We start from the raw sequence: 16450 nt of genomic DNA, 5'->3' as shown, positions 1-16450 counted from the left end.
CGCCGCTGCCCACTGCCAATACGGAACACCCATGAAACGATTCCAAGTGAAGAAAGTCGCCGTGCTCGGCGCTGGCGTGATGGGCGCGCAGATTGCTGCGCACCTGGTCAACGTCAAGGTGCCGGTGGTTCTGTTCGACCTGCCCGCCAAGGAAGGCCCGAAGAACGGCATCGTCACGCGCGCCATCGACAACCTCAAGAAGCTCAAGCCCTCGCCCCTGGGCGTGGCGGCCGACGCCGATCTGATCGGCCAGGCCAACTACGAAGAGCACATGGAGCAGCTGCGCGAGTGCGACCTCATCATCGAGGCGATTGCCGAGCGCATGGACTGGAAGCTGGACCTGTACCAGAAGATCGCGCCCTTCGTCGCGGAACACGCCATCGTCGCGTCGAACACCTCGGGGCTGTCGATCACCAAGCTGTCCGAGGCGCTGCCCGCGTCGATCAAGCCGCGCTTCTGCGGCATCCACTTCTTCAACCCGCCGCGCTACATGACGCTGGTGGAGCTGATTGCCACGCCGACCACGCAGCCGCAGATCCTGGACGACCTGGAGTCCTTTGTGACCAGCGGTGTGGGCAAGGGTGTGGTGCGCGCCAAGGACACGCCCAACTTCATCGCCAACCGCATCGGCATCGCCGGCATGCTGGCGACGATGAAAGAGGTCGAGAACTTCGGCCTGACCTACGACGTGGTCGACGACCTGACCGGCAAACGCCTGGGACGCGCCTCCAGCGGCACCTTCCGCACCGCGGACGTGGTCGGCCTGGACACCATGGCCCACGTCATCAAGACGCTGCAGGACAACCTGAACGAGCAGACCGATCCGTTCTACGGCAGCTTCGGTACGCCCGAGGTGCTCAAGACCCTGATCGAGAAAGGCCACCTGGGCCAGAAGACCAAGGCGGGCTTCTACAAGAAGGTCGGCCGTGACGTGCTGCGTTTTGAGCTGGAGAGTGGCGAATACGTGCCGGGCGGCCAGAAGGCCGACGAGGTGTACGGCCGCATGCTGAAGAAGCCGGCTGCCGAACGCCTGAAACTGCTGCGCAACAGCGAAGGACCGCAGGGCCAGTTCCTGTGGGCCATCCTGCGCAACGGCTTCCACTACGCCGCGGTGCACCTGGCCTCGATCGCCGAGACCGCGCGTGATGTCGACCAGGCCATGCGCTGGGGCTTCGGCATGAAGCAGGGCCCCTTCGAGCTCTGGCAGGAAGCCGGCTGGCTGGAAGTGGCGAAGATGATCCAGGAGGACATCGACGCAGGCAAGGCGCTGTGCAAGGCCCCGCTGCCTGACTGGGTGTTCAAGGGCCCGGTGGCCGAGGCCGGTGGCGTGCACACCGCCCAGGGTTCGTGGAACCCGTCCAAGGGCGTGTTCGAAGCGCGCCGCAGCCTGCCGGTCTACGAGCGCCAGCACTTCCCCGAGTTGCTGCTGGGCGAAGCCGGTCCGAAGTTCGAGACCGCCGGCACGACAGTCAGCGAAGACCGCAACCTGCGCACCTGGACGCTGGATGGTGAGGTGCTGATCGCCAGCATCAAGACCAAGATGCATACCCTCAGCCCAGAAGTCTGTGAAGGCCTGATGGCCGCCATCGATCTGGCCGAGGCCGAGTACCAGGGCCTGGTGATCTGGTCGGGCGACGAGCCGTTCAGCGCCGGCGCCGACCTGCAGGCCCTGCTGCCCGCCTTCATGGCGGTGGGCGTGGCCGCGGTGGAAGACGCCGAAGGCTTCATGCAGCAGATGATGCTGCGCCTGCGCTACGCCAACGTGCCCGTCATCAGCGCCATGCGTGGCCTGGCGCTGGGTGGTGGCTGCGAACTGGCGGTGCACAGCGCCCGCCGCGTGGCCCACATGGAAACCTATGTCGGTCTGGTGGAAGTGGGCGTGGGCCTGATCCCGGGTGCCGGCGGCCTGACCTACATTGCCCGCCGTGCGGCCGAGAATGCGAAGACCTCCACCGGCAAGGACCTGCTGCCTTTCCTGACTGAGGGATTCACCGCCGCGGCCATGGCCAAGGTCGGCACCAGCGCCATCGAGTCGCGCGCCATCGGCTACCTGCTCGATTCGGACCTGATCGTCCCGCACAAGGACGAGGTGCTGCATGTGGCCATCAACGAAGCCAAGTCCCTGTTCAAGGGTGGCTACCGCGCACCGCACAAGCGCCTGTTCCCGGTGGCGGGACGTGACGGCAAGGCCACCATCCTGGGCCAGCTGGTCAACATGCGCGACGGCGGATTCATCAGCCAGCACGACTTCCACATTGCCAGCCTGATCGCCAACGTGGTGACTGGCGGCGATGTCGAGTCCGGCACCCTGGTGAGCGAGGAGTACCTGATGACGCTGGAACGTCAGGCCTTCTGCGCCCTGATCGAACACCCGAAGACCCACGAGCGCATCCTGGGCATGCTCAACACCGGCAAGCCCGTGCGCAACTGAGGAACCGAACATGAAACAGATTCAAGACGCTTACATCGTCGCCGCCACCCGCACGCCCATCGGCCGTTCGCACAAGGGCTCGTTCAAGCACCTGCGTCCGGACGACCTGCTGGCCCATGCGCTGCGCTCGGCCATGGCCCAGGTACCGAACCTGGACCCCAAGGCTGTGGAAGACGTGATCGCCGGCTGCGCCATCCCCGAAGCCCAGCAGGGCCTGAACGTGGCGCGCATCGGTGCCATCCTGGCCGGTCTGCCCAACACCGTGGGCGGCATCACCGTCAACCGCTTCTGCGCCTCGGGCCTGTCGGCGGTGGCGATGGCGGCCGACCGCATCCGCGTCGGTGAGGCCGACGTGATGATCGCCGCCGGTACCGAGAGCATGAGCATGGTGCCCATGATGGGCAACAGCCCCAGCCTCTCGCCCACCATCTTCCGCAACACCGACGACATCGAGAGCTATGGCATCGCCTACGGCATGGGCCTGACGGCGGAGAAGGTGGCCCAGCAATGGAAGGTCAGCCGCGACGCACAGGACGCATTCGCTGTGCAGTCGCACGCCCGCGCGGTGGCCGCCATGAAGGCCGGTGAGTTCACCGACGAAATCACCCCCGTCGAAGTCATCGAGCGCAGCGTCGACCTGGCCTCGGCCGAGATCAGCACCCGCACCCGCACCGTCAGCCTGGACGAAGGCGCGCGCCCCGACACCACGCTCGAAGGCCTGGCCAAGCTGCGCACCGTGTTCGCCGCTCGCGGCTCGGTGACGGCCGGCAACAGCTCGCAGACCAGCGATGGCGCCGGCGCGCTGATCCTGGTGAGCGAGGCCGCGCTCAAGCGCTACAACCTCACGCCACTGGCCCGATTCGTCAGCTACGCCAGCCGTGGTGTGCCGCCGCACATCATGGGCATCGGCCCGGTCGAGGCGATTCCGGCCGCACTGAAGTACGCGGGCCTCAAGCAGGACGACATCGACTGGTTCGAACTGAACGAGGCCTTCGCGGCGCAGTCGCTGGCGGTCATGAACACCCTGGGCCTGGACCCGGCCAAGGTCAACCCCATGGGCGGCGCCATCGCGCTGGGTCATCCGCTGGGCGCCACTGGCGCCATCCGTTCGGCCACCGTGGTGCATGCCCTCAAGCGCCACAACAAGAAGTACGGCATGGTGACCATGTGCGTGGGCATGGGCCAGGGCGCCGCCGGTATTTTTGAAAGGGTCTGACGACCCACCCCCGCGCCGCTTCGCGTCACCCCCTGAAAGGGGGCGGCACTGGCGGCCCGGCAAAGCCGGTTCCGCGGTGCCCTGGATCGAGACACATCGTCACCCAGACGACTGGGATTTACAGACGCTATCTGCACACTAGGGACATGAGCAAACACGTCTTCGACCAGGCCATCGCGCTGACCGCCACGGGTGAGGGCACCTACAGCGGTGCCACCTCACCCGCCTACGCCAACATGATCGGGCCCTACGGTGGCATCACCGCCGCCACGGTGCTTCACGGGGTCATGCAGCACCCGGCGCTGCTGGGCGAGCCGCTGTCGCTCACGGTGAACTATGCCGCGGCGCTGAACGATGGTCCGTTCGATCTGCGCGTCGAGCCAGTTCGTACCAACCGGTCGACCCAGCACTGGGTCATGAGCATCACCCAGCCCGACGCAGCCGGTGCGGTGCAAACCGTGGTCACGGCCTCCGCAGTGACCGCCGCACGGCGGGATACCTGGAGCGTGGACGACGAGCCCATGCCCGCCGTGCCTTCGCCCGGCGATGTGCCGCCCTACGCCGTGCCAAGTCCGGTGGAGTGGATCAAGCGGTACGAGATGCGGCCCATTGAGGGCGCCATTCCGTCGCAGTGGGACGGCAGCGGCAGCCACAGTCTCTCGCGCCTGTGGATGCGGGATACCCCTGCCCGCGCCATCGACCTGTGCAGCCTGGCCGCGCTGGCCGATGTGTTCTTCCCGCGCATCTGGCTGCGCCGGGCCACCTGGGTACCGGCGGGCACGGTGTCGATGACGGTGTATTTCCACGCGGGTTCGGCGCAGCTGGCCGAATGCGGACACGGCTGGGTGCTGGGCCAGGCACGCGCCCAGGCTTTTCGCAACGGCTTCTTCGACCAGACCGCGCAGCTCTGGAGCGAGAGCGGCCACCTGCTGGCCACCAGCCATCAGGTCGTGTACTACAAGGAGTGAGGGCTACGGCCTGCCCAGGAACAGATACAGGCCCGTGTAGCCCTTGGGCGCACTGACCAGACCCAGATACAGGGGGCCCAGGGCGGTGTCCGCGCCGACGAACAGGCTGCTCCCCCAGCGCAGCTTGCGCAGGCTCACGTCCTCACCGCTTTGCCAGGCATTCCCTGCCTCGATCGAGCCACCCAGGAACACCGCCCGCGCCACGCCCGTGACCCAGTCCTGCCGGTGGTAGTAGGTCAGGCGGCCAAAGGCCAGGCGGCTGCCAATCACCTGCCCGATGCGATAGCCCGAGAGTTGCTGGAAGCCCCCCAGCGAGTACTCGTCCAATGCCCCCACCGGCAACTGGTTCACCCGCGCCAGTCGGGTCCCCAGGTTGACGGTGTGACGTCCCCAGCTGTGGGCGTAGACGGCCGAGGCCTCGACCCGGTGCAGGCGTTCACGCGGCAGGCCCTCCACACGCCGCCGGCCGGTCATCAGCTCGGTCTTGAGGCGATAGCCTTCCGAGGGAAAGTTGGCGTAGTCCAGCTGGTCGGCCACCAGCGCCAGCCGCAGTCCCGACTCTCTCCAGCGCTGGACCAGCAGATGGTCATAGCCAGCAATCGAGCCCCCCACCAGTTCGGGCCGCGTGTGGCGCCACGACTCGAACCAGCCCACCCGCAACTCGCCGATGCGGCCCAGCACGCCGAACGGCATGCCATAGTCCACCCCCACGTCCACACTGCGGCGCTTGATGATGGCCGCCGCCTCCCCGTTCTCATCGAAGATGTCGGCCCGGCGCAGGCCCGCTGCACCGTAGGCCGACACGAAGCGACCCTCGGCCGCATCGATCGGCTGATAGATTTCGGACGATGCCTGCAGGTTGCTCCCCAGCTGGACCCTGGAGCGCCACTCCGACCCACCCTCGCTCAGCCAGCGGCGCGTGTGGTGCAGCCGGAGGTTGAAGGCCGACTGACCGTCAAAGTCGGTGCGCAGATCCAGGCCCAACCCCAGGTAGTTGGGCCCCCACCCGTTCTCGCGCAGCTGCACCACCAGGGCCTCGTCGGCCTGCTCCGGCAGGCGCTCCAGGCGGTAGTCCACCCGCTCGTAGTCGCCCGTGGCCGCCAGTTGGCGAACGTCGCGTTCGATGCGATCGACATCCAGCGCTTGACCGGGCCGGGATTCGACCAGCCGCTCCAGCTGACGCAGCCGCTCGCCCTGCACGCCCTCGAACCGGACCTGCCCCAGGCGTCCACCCCGCTCGGTCAAGAGGGCCAGGTGGGCATCGCGCTGCAACTTCCATTGGGCGTAGACCATCGGCTCCTGCGAGAAGCGCTCGATGGCCACTCGCACCGACTCGGCGTACCGCTCGCCCAGCGCCACCAGGTCAGAGGCCTTGTCGAAGTCCGCTGAAGTCAACTCGCCCAGCGGCGGCTGCAGCAGCAGGTCGCGGGTAGTCAACAGGTCGATGCTGCGTCGGACGTTCTGCTCGGTCAGGATATTGACCATCTGGGCCGTGATGCCCAGCAGCGTCCCGAGTGTCTCCCGGCCGGCCAGGGGGGTGCCGATGTTCACCGCGATGACGACGTCCGCCCCCATCCGGCGCGCCACCTCCACCGGCAGGTTGTCCACCAGGCCGCCATCCCCGAGGATGCGGCCATTGATCTCCAGGGGCGAGAAGACCCCTGGCACCGACATGCTGGCGCGCAAGGCCGCGGCCAGATCGCCGTGGTCGAGCACGACCGCCTCACCGGTCTCCATGTCGGTGGCGACCGCGCGAAACGGCAATGGCAGGCCATCAAAGCTGGCCAGATGCCGCACCGGAAGGGTGTGGCGACGCAGCAGCATCTCCAGGGAGCGGGTGGACACCGCGCCTGTTGGCAGGCGGAACTCGCCATCCCGAAAGCCCAGCTGCATCAGGGGCGCCAGCTCGAAGTCCTCCTCCTTGCTGCGCTGCGACAGCAGTTGCCGGGGTTCGCGGCGCTCGAAGAGCCCTCCCCAGTCCAGCTGCGCGACCTGCCGCTCCAGCTCATCGGGGCTCATGCCCGCCGCATACAGCCCGCCGATGATGGCCCCCATCGAGGTGCCCACCACCATGTCCACCGGCACCCGGGACTGCTCCAGCACCTTGAGCACGCCCACATGGGCCAGCCCCCGCGCGCCCCCACCCGAGAGCACCAGGGCCACCTTGGGCCGGGCAGGCGTGGCGGCGGCGTTGGCCGTGCCAGCCTGCTGCGCCCGGGAGACGGACAGACAGACACCGAGCAGCAGAAACAAAACAACGAGATGACGGCTCAAGGGCATGGCACCAGCCTGTGGACGGAATCGGATGACACGCAGTGTAGGGGCGGACCCGTGCACTGTCGCCGGTTGGGCAGGACTCTCCAGACAGGCGCCCCCGGGTCGTGATACCTTTGCGCTCGCCCGTCACCGTGCCCTCCGGCACGACCACATCCAACGACCACACCATGAGCGACATCCTGACCCACCACGAGGCCGGCGTCACCACGCTGACCTTCAACCGCCCCGACAAGAAGAACTCCATCACCGCCGCCATGTACGCCGCGCTGGCGGACGCGCTGGAAGCCGCCGCGAACGACAGCTCGGTGCGCTGCATCGTGTTCCAGGGCCACGAGACCGTGTTCAGCGCCGGCAACGACATCGCCGACTTCCTGAACAACCCGCCCGCCACCGAAGACTCGCCGGTGTTCCGATTCCTGCGCGCCATTGCCAGCTTCCCCAAGCCCGTGCTGGCGGCGGTCTGCGGCCCGGCCGTGGGCATCGGCACGACCCTGCTGTTCCATTGCGACCTGGTCTACGCCGGAGACAACGCGGCGTTTTCCATGCCCTTCGTGAACCTGGGCCTGTGCCCCGAGGCGGCGTCCAGCCTGCTGGTGCCGCAGATGATGGGCTATCACCGTGCGGCCGAGGCCCTGCTGCTGGGCGACCCGTTCATGGCCGAGGCCGCCCTGGAAGTGGGCCTGGTCAACCGCGTGCTGCCCCCCAGCGAAGCGGCTGCCTATGCCCAGGGCGTGGCGCGCAAGCTGGCCGCCAAGCCCCTGAGCTCACTGGTGGAGACCAAGCGCCTCATGAAGCAGGGTCAGGCGGGTCTGGTGATGAAGACCATCGCCGAAGAGGGCCAGAGCTTTGGCCGGATGCTGCGCGAGCCCGCTGCCCGCGAAGCCTTCACCGCCTTCATGGAACGCCGCAAGCCGGACTTTTCGGCCGTCTGAGCAATCGCATGAGCGACGCGCTCGCCCAGGCCCGGGACCTGTTCCTCCAGGGCAACGAGCATGCCCAGGCCGGGCGACTGGCCCAGGCTGAACAGGCCTACCGGCAGGCCCTCGCGCTGGCACCGGGTCGCCCCTCGATCCTGGCGAACCTGGGCATCACGCTCTGGCGCCAGGACCGGCAGGCCGAGGCCGTCGGCCCACTGCAGCAAACCGTCCAGGCGGACCCTGAGCAGCCAGAGGCCTGGCTCGCGCTGGGCCTCAGCGCCGAGGCGCTGGGTCAGTGGGAGCTCGCCGCGCAGGCGCTGGGCGAAGGCACACGCCGTCACCCGCAGGTGGCTGCGCCGCTGTGGCTGAGCCTGGGCCATTGCCTCGGGCGCACCGGGCAGCTGCAAGCCGCGGTCGCCGCACTGGACCAGGCCCTGGACCTGGATCCCACGCTGGCCGAGGCCTGGAGCCAGCGTGGCAGCCTGCTGCGCGAACTGGGCCGTCCGGCCGAGGCCGCCCACAGCTTCGAACAGGCCCTCGCCCATGGCGCCGACGAGGCCCTGCACCGCTTCTACCTGGCCTCGGTGCGGGGTGAAACGCTGGACCACCCGCCCGCCAGCTACGTGCAAAACCTGTTCGACGACTATGCCGCCGAGTTCCAGTCACACCTGGTCCGCGCCCTGAAGTACCGGGCCCATGAGGTTCTGCTGGACCCGCTGTGCGAGGGCGATCGCCAGTTTTCGCACATGCTGGACCTGGGCTGCGGCACCGGACTGTGTGCCCGGCGCCTGCAGGGCCGCGTCGCACGCATCGACGGGGTGGACCTGTCGGCGCAGATGGTGGCGCAGGCCCAGGCCAGTGGCCTGTACCGGCGAGTCAGCCAGGGCGATCTGCTGAGCGCCCTGCAACAGCAGGCGTCGATGCCGGTAGACCTGATCGTGGCGGCCGATGTGTTCATCTACGTCGGTGCCCTGGATGAGGTGATGGCCGCCGCGCGGGCCTGCATCGCCCGTGGGGGCTGCTTTGCGTTCTCCGTGGAACAGGCCCCACCGGGTCACGATCTGCGCCTGCAGGAGAACCTGCGCTACGCGCATTCGCGCCACTACATCGAACAGCTGGCACAAGCCCACGGCTGGCGGATCGACCGCCTGTGGGAAGCCCCGCTGCGGAAGGATCAGGGCCGGCCGGTCATGGGCTGGTACGTGCACCTTCAGCCCGCGCTGACTTAGCCCCGTCAGCCACCGATCAGTTGAAGGTAGGCCTGCCGCGTGGCGGGCGACACGGCCGCCACCACCTGTTCGTGGCTGGTCCGGTGACGCGCCAGCAACCGTGCCGACGCCACTCCACGGGACCGGCAATACCAGTGGCAGGTGTGCTGGAACAGCAGCAATTCGGCCGACACCCGGAAGGCCTGATCACGGCGTGACAGTCCATCGGCGTTCGCGATCGCCTGCGCTACCCCGGTCGCATGCAGGCGCACCATCTCGCGCAGGTCAAAGGTGGCCGAGGGCAGCCAGCGGGTGGCCCAGGGCAGCGCGATGGGCAGGTGGCTGATGCGCGCCTGAACGGGATCCAGCCCCTGAAGGGCACGCGACAGATCGTCCAGCTGGGCCGACAGCAGGCGCTCGGTGGTCTCCAGCATGCCCAGCACCGACTCGCGCCGCTGCGCATCGGCTTCACCAAAGGCCCGCAGGTAGCCCTCGGTCAGTCCCTCGATCAGCTTCTCCAGCTGAAAGCGCTGGAGATGGGCGCCCAACAGGGCGATGCGCTGGCGCTGTTCGTGGTTCTTCAGGACCGTCAGGACCAGGGCGACCACCAGGGCCATGAAAAAGATATCCATCCGGGTATTGTCGCCGCGGGCGCCAGACGCAAAAAAACCCCGGGCCGCGAGGCACCGGGGTTCAAGAGGCGTTCCGCCGTGCGGCGCGATCGCTCACACGGACAGTCCGTCCGACAACAACCTTTAATCAGCTGGTCTGCTGAATGCCGGCCAGCACCCAGCCGCCCGCGCCCTGACGGGGCTTGGTCAGGTGCCAGATCTCGTCGACCGAGGTCACTTCGCCGTCTTCGCGCAGCGAGCCGGTGAAGCGCACGCTGACGATGTAGCGGTTGGCTTCCTCGACCACTTCCAGCACGTCGCCGTCCAGGTCCAGCACCTCGGTCTTCTGGGCAGCGGCGCCACGCTCACGGATGTCCATCTGCAGCTCGGCGAACATTTCGGGCGTGGTGAACTCGCGCAGGTCATCCAGGTTGCCAGCGTCGTTGGCGGCCTGCAGGCGGATGAAGTTGATCTTGGCGTTGCGCACGAAGTTGCCCACGTCGAAATCGGCCGGGATGCGCGGAGCACCGCCCTGCAGGTTGGCACCGATCATCGAACCGCCCGATGCGCCACCAGCGGCAGGAAACTGCGCCTGAGCGCCCGTGCGGAACATGCCCGTCTGCGGCTGGGCGGATCCCGCGCCAGCGCCCGCACCGGCGTAGGCCATGCCGCCGCCCTGCTGCGCGGCGCGCTTGCGCATGATCATGCCGATCACCGCCAGCGCCACCATCACGGCCAGGCCGATCAGCAGCATGGTGGCGAACTCTTCGCCGAAACCGAGGTAGGAGGCCAGGGCAGCCAGACCCAGACCCGCAGCGATGCCGGCCAGAGGGCCCATCCACTTGCTGCGACCCGCCGCGGCGGCGGCACCCGCAGCGCCTGCGGCCGCGGGTGCGGCGTTGGGCGTGGCAGCAGGCGTGTTGGGCGACTGGGCGGGCGTCGCGTCACGCTTCATGCCCAGGGACTTGTTGCCACCCAGGCGCTTGGCCTCGGCATCAAAGGCGACCGTGGTCAGACCCAGAGTCAGCACCACGGCCAGCAGGGAAAGGAATTTTTTCATGGATGTCTCCTGAAAGGAAATTGGGACCTGTGAAGGGTAACCGGTTCTTTCATCACCAAAAACCAGATGAAAATTGAACAACACTCCGATTAAATCTGAATGAATTCCTTTGAGGGCTGAGTTGTCGGCAGAGCGACAGCTCAGCCACTTTTTTGCCAAGCAGTCGCTTGCTGAAAATAACTGCCCCTGATAAGGTCTAGACCATGACCCTTACCGCTTCCGAGCTGTCTGCTGCCGTGCCGGTGCGCCGATCGCGGGGCCGGCCCCGCAAGACCGCCGACGAGCGCGACGACGGCAACCGCCGGCAAGACCTGCTGAAGGCCGCCGCCCGCCTGTTTCGCATCAAGGGCTTTGCCGGCACCAGTACGCGCGACATTGCGACCGCGGCAGGCATGCAGGCCGGCTCACCTTTCTATCACTTCGAGAACAAGGAAGCCCTGCTGGCAGCGGTCATGCGCGAAGGCATGCAGCGCGCCGTGGTCCGGCAAAAAGCGGCCCTGGAGGCCACCACATCGGCCGCCGCGGCCAGCCACACCACGCCCTCCGCGCGCCAGTTGCTGCGCACCCTGGTACGCAACCAGTTCGATGTGCTGCTGGGGCCGGACAGCGACTTCATCCCGGTGATGCTGTATGAATGGCGCTACCTGTCGGAAGAGCAGCGCGGGGAAATCAGCAGCCTGAAGGCCGACTACGAGGCCGCCTGGGTGCCTGTGCTGCACACCCTGCACCAGGAGGGTGCCCTGCGCGGCTCGCTGCCCATCAGCCGGCTGATGATCTTCGGGGCGCTCAACTGGTCGGTGCAGTGGTACGACCCGGCGCGGGCCGCCAGTGGCGGCGCCAGCCTGGACGATCTGGCCGACAACGCCCTGCTGCTGTTCCTTCACGAGCCGACGTCACCCTGAGGAGATTTCCCCATGCAGTACACCCACGAGCATCGCGAGATCCAGCACACCCTGCGGCGCTACATCGATGAGCAGATCAACCCGCAGGTGGATGAGTGGGAAGAGGCGGGCATGTTCCCGGCCCACGAGGTCTTCCGTGATCTGGGCCGGCTGGGCCTGCTCGGGCTGACCAAACCCGAGGCCCACGGCGGCGCCGGTCTGGAATATTCGTACAGCATGGCCATGGCCGAGACGCTCGGTCACATCCACTGCGGGGGGGTGCCCATGGGCATCGGCGTGCAGACCGACATGGCCACGCCCGCGCTGGCCCGCTTCGGCAGCGAGGAGCTTCAGCGCGAGTTCCTGGCACCGGCCATCGCCGGCGAGGTGGTGGCCTGCATCGGCGTGAGCGAACCCGGCGCCGGCAGCGATGTGGCGGCCATCCGCACCCATGCCCGCAAGGACGGCGACGACTACGTCATCAGCGGCCAGAAAATGTGGATCACCAACAGCCTGCAGGCCGACTGGATGTGCATGCTGGTCAACACCGGCGATGGCCCGGCCCACCGCAACAAGAGCCTGGTGATCGTGCCCCTGCGCGAGAACGGCAAGCCGGTCAAGGGCTTCGAGGTGGGCAAGAAGATCCGGAAAATCGGCATGAACAGCAGCGACACCGGCCTGCTGTACTTCGACGAGGTGCGGGTGCCCCAGCGCTACCGCATCGGCGAGGAAGGCCACGGCTTCGTGTACCAGATGCAGCAGTTCCAGGAGGAGCGCCTGTGGTGCGCCGCCAGCTGCCTGGAAAGCCTGAGCAACTGCATCACCTGGACGGTGGAGTGGGCACAGGAGCGCAAGCTCTTCGGTGCGGCCCTGGCCGATCAGCAGTGGGTCCAGTTCAAGCTGGCCGAACTCAAGACCGAGGTTGAAAGCCTGCGCGCCCTTACCTATCAGGCCTGCGAGCGCTACGTGGCCGGCGAGGATGTCACCGAATGGGCCACGATGGCCAAGCTCAAGGCCGGGCGCCTGAACCGTGTGGTGCCGGACACCTGCCTGCAATTCTGGGGCGGCATGGGCTTTACCTGGGAGAACCGCGTCTCGCGCATGTTCCGGGATGGCCGCCTGGCTTCCATTGGTGGCGGCGCCGACGAGGTCATGCTGGGCATTCTGAGCAAGACCATGGGCCTCGCCAAACGGCCACCCCGCTGAACCCCTTCGCCAACATCAAGATACCTCATGAGTCACAAGAACCCACCCGCACCCGCCGAATTCGAACCCGAGTTCGTGACTGGTCTGAAGCAGATCTTCGAGGAGAGAATCGTCTTCAACCAGGTGCTGGGGCTGAAGATCACCAGCCTGCTGCCCGAGCGGGTGCTGGCCCGCATCGACATGCGGCCCGAGCTGGTCGGCCACTATGCCTACAACCGAATCCATGGCGGCGTCATCAGCGCCGGTCTGGACGCCATGGGTGGCCTGGCCGTGATGGCCGCCATCGGCGCGCGCCACATGGACGAGGCACCCGAGCAACGCCTGCACCGGTTTGCCAAGCTGGGCACCATCGACCTGCGCATCGACTACCTGCGTCCCGGCATCGGCTCGCACTTCGAACTCAGCGCCGAGGTGCTGCGCCTGGGCTCCCGGGTGGCCTCCACCCGCATGGAGTTCCGGGGGCCGGACGGCAAACTGCTGTCGGCCGGCTCCGGCGCGTACATCGTGTCCTGATCGTCCCACCGGCCATGAAAAAGCCACCGGCTTGCGCGCGGTGGCCAAGGCGTCTGCCGGACGATCTGAGGCAGACGCACCCTGTGCAGGGCTGATCAGAACTTCATGTAGTCGGACACCACTTTCCAGCGGCCATCCTGGATCTGCGACAGCCGGGTGGCGTTGCTGCCCAGGCGCTTTTGCGGACCGAAGGTCATCTCGGCGCTGCCGAAGATGTCCGGCGGGATGGTCATGCTGTCCATGGCCTTGATGAAGCTGTCGGTCGTCAGGTTGCTGTCGGCCTTGGTGGCCGCGCGGATGAAGGCATCGACCGCGCTGTAACCGTAGACCGAGAATACCGTCGGGTCTTCGTTGAACTTGGTCTTGTACTTGTTGGCCCAGAAGCGGATGGGCTGTGCGGCCTCGTCCAGGTACGGGTGCTGCACGGTCATGGTCGCGTACAGCCCGTTCATGGGCGCGCCACCGAGCTTGTGGATCAGGTCGGTATAGGCCGCGCTCGATCCCAGGAAGGTCGGGTTGAAGCCGAGCTTGCGCGCAGTGCCGATGCCGCCGATGGTCTCGCGGATGATGGTGCCCAGCACGACGAAGTCGCACTGCGACGATGCCAGCTTCTGCATCTGGGACGAGAAGTCGGTGGCGCCCCGCTTGAAGGTGGTGACCTCGGCAAAGGCCATGTTCATGGACTTCAGGCCATCCTCGGCACCGCGGAACACCTCCAGGCCGAACTCGTCGTCCTGGTACATGGCACAGACCTTCTTGGCGCCCTTTTCCTTGACCAGCTTGGGCGTGGCCAGCTTCATCTGGTCGTAGTAGGTGGCCGCGAACGAGTACTTGAGCTTGTGGAAAGGCTCGTACATCTGGCGCGCGGCCGTCACCGGGAAGAAGTTGATCACGTTCTTCTGGAACTGCACCGGCATGGCGGCCATGTTCTGGGCGGTGCCGATGTGGCCGATCATGGCGAAGATCTTGTCCTGGTTGACCAGCTTCTGCGCGGCCAGCACGGCGCGGCGCGGATCGTAACCCGAGTCTTCCACGGTCATCGTCAGCTTGCGGCCGTTGACGCCGCCCTGTTCGTTGGCCTCGTCCACGCGCAGCATCATGCCCAGACGCACCTGCTTGCCAAAGCCCGCCAGCGGCCCCGACAGGTCCTGAATCGAGCCCAGCGTGATTTCGTCCTTGCTCACGCCCTGCGTCTGGGCCATGGCGGCGCCGGCCGCCAGCGCCAGGGTGGCGGCGGCGGTCACAGTGAGTCTGGCTTTCATGGGTCTTGTCTCCTTGTGGTTGAAACGAAAGGGTCGGCCATGCTCAGCGGTACATGGCTTCGATCTGCTCGGCGTACTTCTGCTGCACCAGCTTGCGTTTGAGCTTCATGGTCGGCGTCAGTTCCTCGTCCTCGGCCGTCAGCTGGGTCTCCAGCAGCCAGAACTTCTTGACCTGTTCGACCCGCGCAAATTTCTTGTTGACGGCATCGATCACGTCCTGGATCAGTTGCTGCACCTCGGCCGTGCGGGTGAGGCTGGCGTAGTTGGAGAACGGCACGTCGTTGTCCTGCGCGAACTTCTCCACGTTCTCCTGATCGATCATGATGATGACGGTGAGGTAGGGCCGCTTGTCGCCAATCACCACCGCATCGGTGATGTAGGGCGAGAACTTCAGCTCGTTCTCGATCTCGCTGGGGGTGATGTTCTTGCCCCCGGCGGTGATGATGATGTCTTTCATCCGGTCGGTGATGCGGAAAAACCCTTCCTCATCAACCACGCCCACATCCCCCGTGTGCAGCCAGCCGTCGGGGTCAATCGTCTCGGCCGTTTTCTCGGGCAGGTTCAGGTAGCCCATGAACACGTTGGGACCCCGCACCATGATCTCGCCCGTGGTGGGGTCCAGCTTGACCTCGTTGTACTGGGCCGCCGGACCGATCGACCCGGGCTTGATGCGTTCGGCCGGCACACCGGTCGAGGCCCCGCAGGTCTCGGTCATGCCCCAGACTTCCAGCATGGGCACCCCCAAGGCCAGGTACCAGCGCACCAGATCGGGCGAGATGGGCGCCGCGCCCGTGACCAGAAAGCGTGAGCGGTGAATGCCGATGAGCTTGCGCACGTTGTCGAGCACCAGCACCCGCGCCAGCCTGAACTGCAGCTTCAGGCTCCCCGGCACCTCCTGCCCCTTCAGCACGAGGTCGGCCACACGCTGCCCAACACCGATGGCCCACGCGTAGGCGGCCTGCTGGGTGCGGCTGGCCTCCTTGAGCGCGATCATCACGCCGGAATAGAACTTCTCCCACACCCGCGGCACCGCGGTGAACACCGTGGGCGCGATCTCGCGCACGTTCTCGGGCACCGTCTCGGGGTTCTCGACGAAGTTCAGTTTGGCCCCGGTGTAGAGCGAGAAGTACTCGCCGCCCATGCGCTCGGCTATGTGGCACAGCGGCAGGAAGCACATGCACTCGTCGTTGTCGTCGCGGGCAATCAGGGTGTTGTAGCCCCGCACGGTGTAGACCAGCCCCTTGTGCGCATGCATGGCACCCTTGGGCTTGCCGGTGGTGCCCGAGGTGTAGACCAGGATGGCCAGGTCGTCGGGACTGACCGCGGCCACGCGTTCGTCCAGTGCCTTGGGATGGGTCTTGGCGTGCTCGCGGCCCAGGGCGCGCAACTCGTCCAGACTGATCACCTGGTCGTCGCGGAAGTCGCGCAGGCCTTCCATGTCGAAGACCACGATCTTGCGCAACTGCGGCAGACCCTTGCGAACCTCCAGCGCCTTGTCCAGTTGCTCGTCGTCCTCGACGAACAGCACCGTGGTGCGCGAGTCCTCGCACAGGTAGTGCACCTGCTCGGCCGCATCGGTTGGGTAGATGCCGTTGGCCACGCCGTTGGCGCTGAGCACCGCCAGGTCGCTAAGAACCCATTCGATGTTGGTGTTGGACAGGATGGAGGCTGTCTCGCGGCTGCCGAATCCGATGGCCAGCAGGCCGTGGCCGATCTCGCGCACCGCCTGGCCCACTTGAGTCCAGGTCCAGCTGCGCCAGATGCCCAGGTCCTTCTGACGAAGCCACACGTTCGGGCCACGCCGCTCCACCGCCTGCCAGAACATGGCGGGGATGGTGTCGCCGGGCAGCACCACTTCGGTCCGCGGCTGGATGTTGGAGAGGTCCCACAGGTAGCTCAT

At 66.7% G+C, this 16450-nt stretch carries 13 protein-coding genes; 8 read left to right on the top strand and 5 right to left on the bottom strand.

Going from position 1 to position 16450, the window contains the following annotated elements:
• Nucleotides 1–31: 31 nt before the first annotated feature.
• The 3 genes from ACFQNJ_RS02805 (at nt 32) to ACFQNJ_RS02795 (ending at nt 4615) form a co-directional block, all read left to right on the top strand.
• On the top strand, nt 32–2431 hold the full coding sequence (locus ACFQNJ_RS02805; protein ID WP_382253690.1) for a 3-hydroxyacyl-CoA dehydrogenase/enoyl-CoA hydratase family protein: 2400 nt from the start codon (nt 32–34) through the stop codon (nt 2429–2431).
• A gap of 10 nt (nt 2432–2441) precedes the next feature.
• On the top strand, nt 2442–3647 hold the full coding sequence (locus ACFQNJ_RS02800; RefSeq protein WP_382253689.1) for an acetyl-CoA C-acyltransferase: 1206 nt from the start codon (nt 2442–2444) through the stop codon (nt 3645–3647).
• Between the two features lie 146 nt (nt 3648–3793).
• A complete protein-coding gene (locus ACFQNJ_RS02795) occupies nt 3794–4615 on the top strand; it encodes an acyl-CoA thioesterase (RefSeq protein ID WP_382253688.1) in 822 nt (273 codons plus the stop codon).
• A 3-nt stretch (nt 4616–4618) separates the two neighbouring features.
• On the opposite strand, the gene ACFQNJ_RS02790 is transcribed toward ACFQNJ_RS02795, so the two are convergent.
• Nucleotides 4619–6895, bottom strand: coding sequence for a patatin-like phospholipase family protein (locus tag ACFQNJ_RS02790; protein ID WP_382253687.1), 2277 nt, complete (start codon nt 6893–6895; stop codon nt 4619–4621).
• A gap of 164 nt (nt 6896–7059) precedes the next feature.
• Here ACFQNJ_RS02790 and ACFQNJ_RS02785 point away from each other — a divergent pair, with 164 nt between their 5' ends.
• Both ACFQNJ_RS02785 and ACFQNJ_RS02780 read left to right on the top strand, forming a co-directional pair.
• Nucleotides 7060–7824: an enoyl-CoA hydratase gene (locus ACFQNJ_RS02785; RefSeq protein ID WP_374640942.1), complete on the top strand. Its 765-nt coding sequence runs from the start codon at nt 7060–7062 to the stop codon at nt 7822–7824.
• Between the two features lie 8 nt (nt 7825–7832).
• Nucleotides 7833–9038 (top strand): tetratricopeptide repeat protein, encoded by a 1206-nt coding sequence (locus tag ACFQNJ_RS02780; protein WP_382253684.1) that lies wholly within the window; start codon nt 7833–7835, stop codon nt 9036–9038.
• A 5-nt stretch (nt 9039–9043) separates the two neighbouring features.
• Here ACFQNJ_RS02780 and ACFQNJ_RS02775 read toward each other — a convergent pair whose 3' ends face one another.
• Together ACFQNJ_RS02775 and ACFQNJ_RS02770 are read right to left on the bottom strand one after the other, a co-directional pair.
• On the bottom strand, nt 9044–9649 hold the full coding sequence (locus ACFQNJ_RS02775; protein ID WP_382253682.1) for a hypothetical protein: 606 nt from the start codon (nt 9647–9649) through the stop codon (nt 9044–9046).
• 127 nt (nt 9650–9776) lie between these two features.
• Nucleotides 9777–10688 carry a Tim44 domain-containing protein gene (locus tag ACFQNJ_RS02770; protein WP_382253680.1) on the bottom strand — a complete coding sequence of 304 codons (912 nt, stop codon included), beginning with the start codon at nt 10686–10688 and terminating at the stop codon, nt 9777–9779.
• Between the two features lie 203 nt (nt 10689–10891).
• On the opposite strand from ACFQNJ_RS02770, the gene ACFQNJ_RS02765 reads away from it, so the two are divergent.
• The 3 genes from ACFQNJ_RS02765 to ACFQNJ_RS02755 are packed head-to-tail and all read left to right on the top strand — an operon-like array spanning nt 10892 to nt 13288.
• A complete protein-coding gene (locus ACFQNJ_RS02765; RefSeq protein WP_382253679.1) occupies nt 10892–11590 on the top strand; it encodes a TetR/AcrR family transcriptional regulator in 699 nt (232 codons plus the stop codon).
• A gap of 12 nt (nt 11591–11602) precedes the next feature.
• Nucleotides 11603–12775 (top strand): acyl-CoA dehydrogenase family protein, encoded by a 1173-nt coding sequence (locus tag ACFQNJ_RS02760; protein ID WP_382253677.1) that lies wholly within the window; start codon nt 11603–11605, stop codon nt 12773–12775.
• 27 nt (nt 12776–12802) lie between these two features.
• Nucleotides 12803–13288 carry a thioesterase family protein gene (locus ACFQNJ_RS02755; protein ID WP_374640936.1) on the top strand — a complete coding sequence of 162 codons (486 nt, stop codon included), beginning with the start codon at nt 12803–12805 and terminating at the stop codon, nt 13286–13288.
• A gap of 95 nt (nt 13289–13383) precedes the next feature.
• Here ACFQNJ_RS02755 and ACFQNJ_RS02750 read toward each other — a convergent pair whose 3' ends face one another.
• Both ACFQNJ_RS02750 and ACFQNJ_RS02745 read right to left on the bottom strand, forming a co-directional pair.
• Nucleotides 13384–14550 (bottom strand): ABC transporter substrate-binding protein, encoded by a 1167-nt coding sequence (locus ACFQNJ_RS02750; protein WP_382253675.1) that lies wholly within the window; start codon nt 14548–14550, stop codon nt 13384–13386.
• A 43-nt stretch (nt 14551–14593) separates the two neighbouring features.
• Entirely contained in the window at nt 14594–16450 is a 1857-nt protein-coding gene (locus tag ACFQNJ_RS02745; RefSeq protein ID WP_382253673.1) for an AMP-dependent synthetase/ligase, read from the bottom strand.

Source organism: Hydrogenophaga bisanensis, assembly GCF_042665135.1.
In the GTDB taxonomy this organism is placed as follows: domain Bacteria; phylum Pseudomonadota; class Gammaproteobacteria; order Burkholderiales; family Burkholderiaceae_C; genus Hydrogenophaga; species Hydrogenophaga bisanensis.
This window is presented reverse-complemented; position numbering and strand designations above follow the sequence as displayed.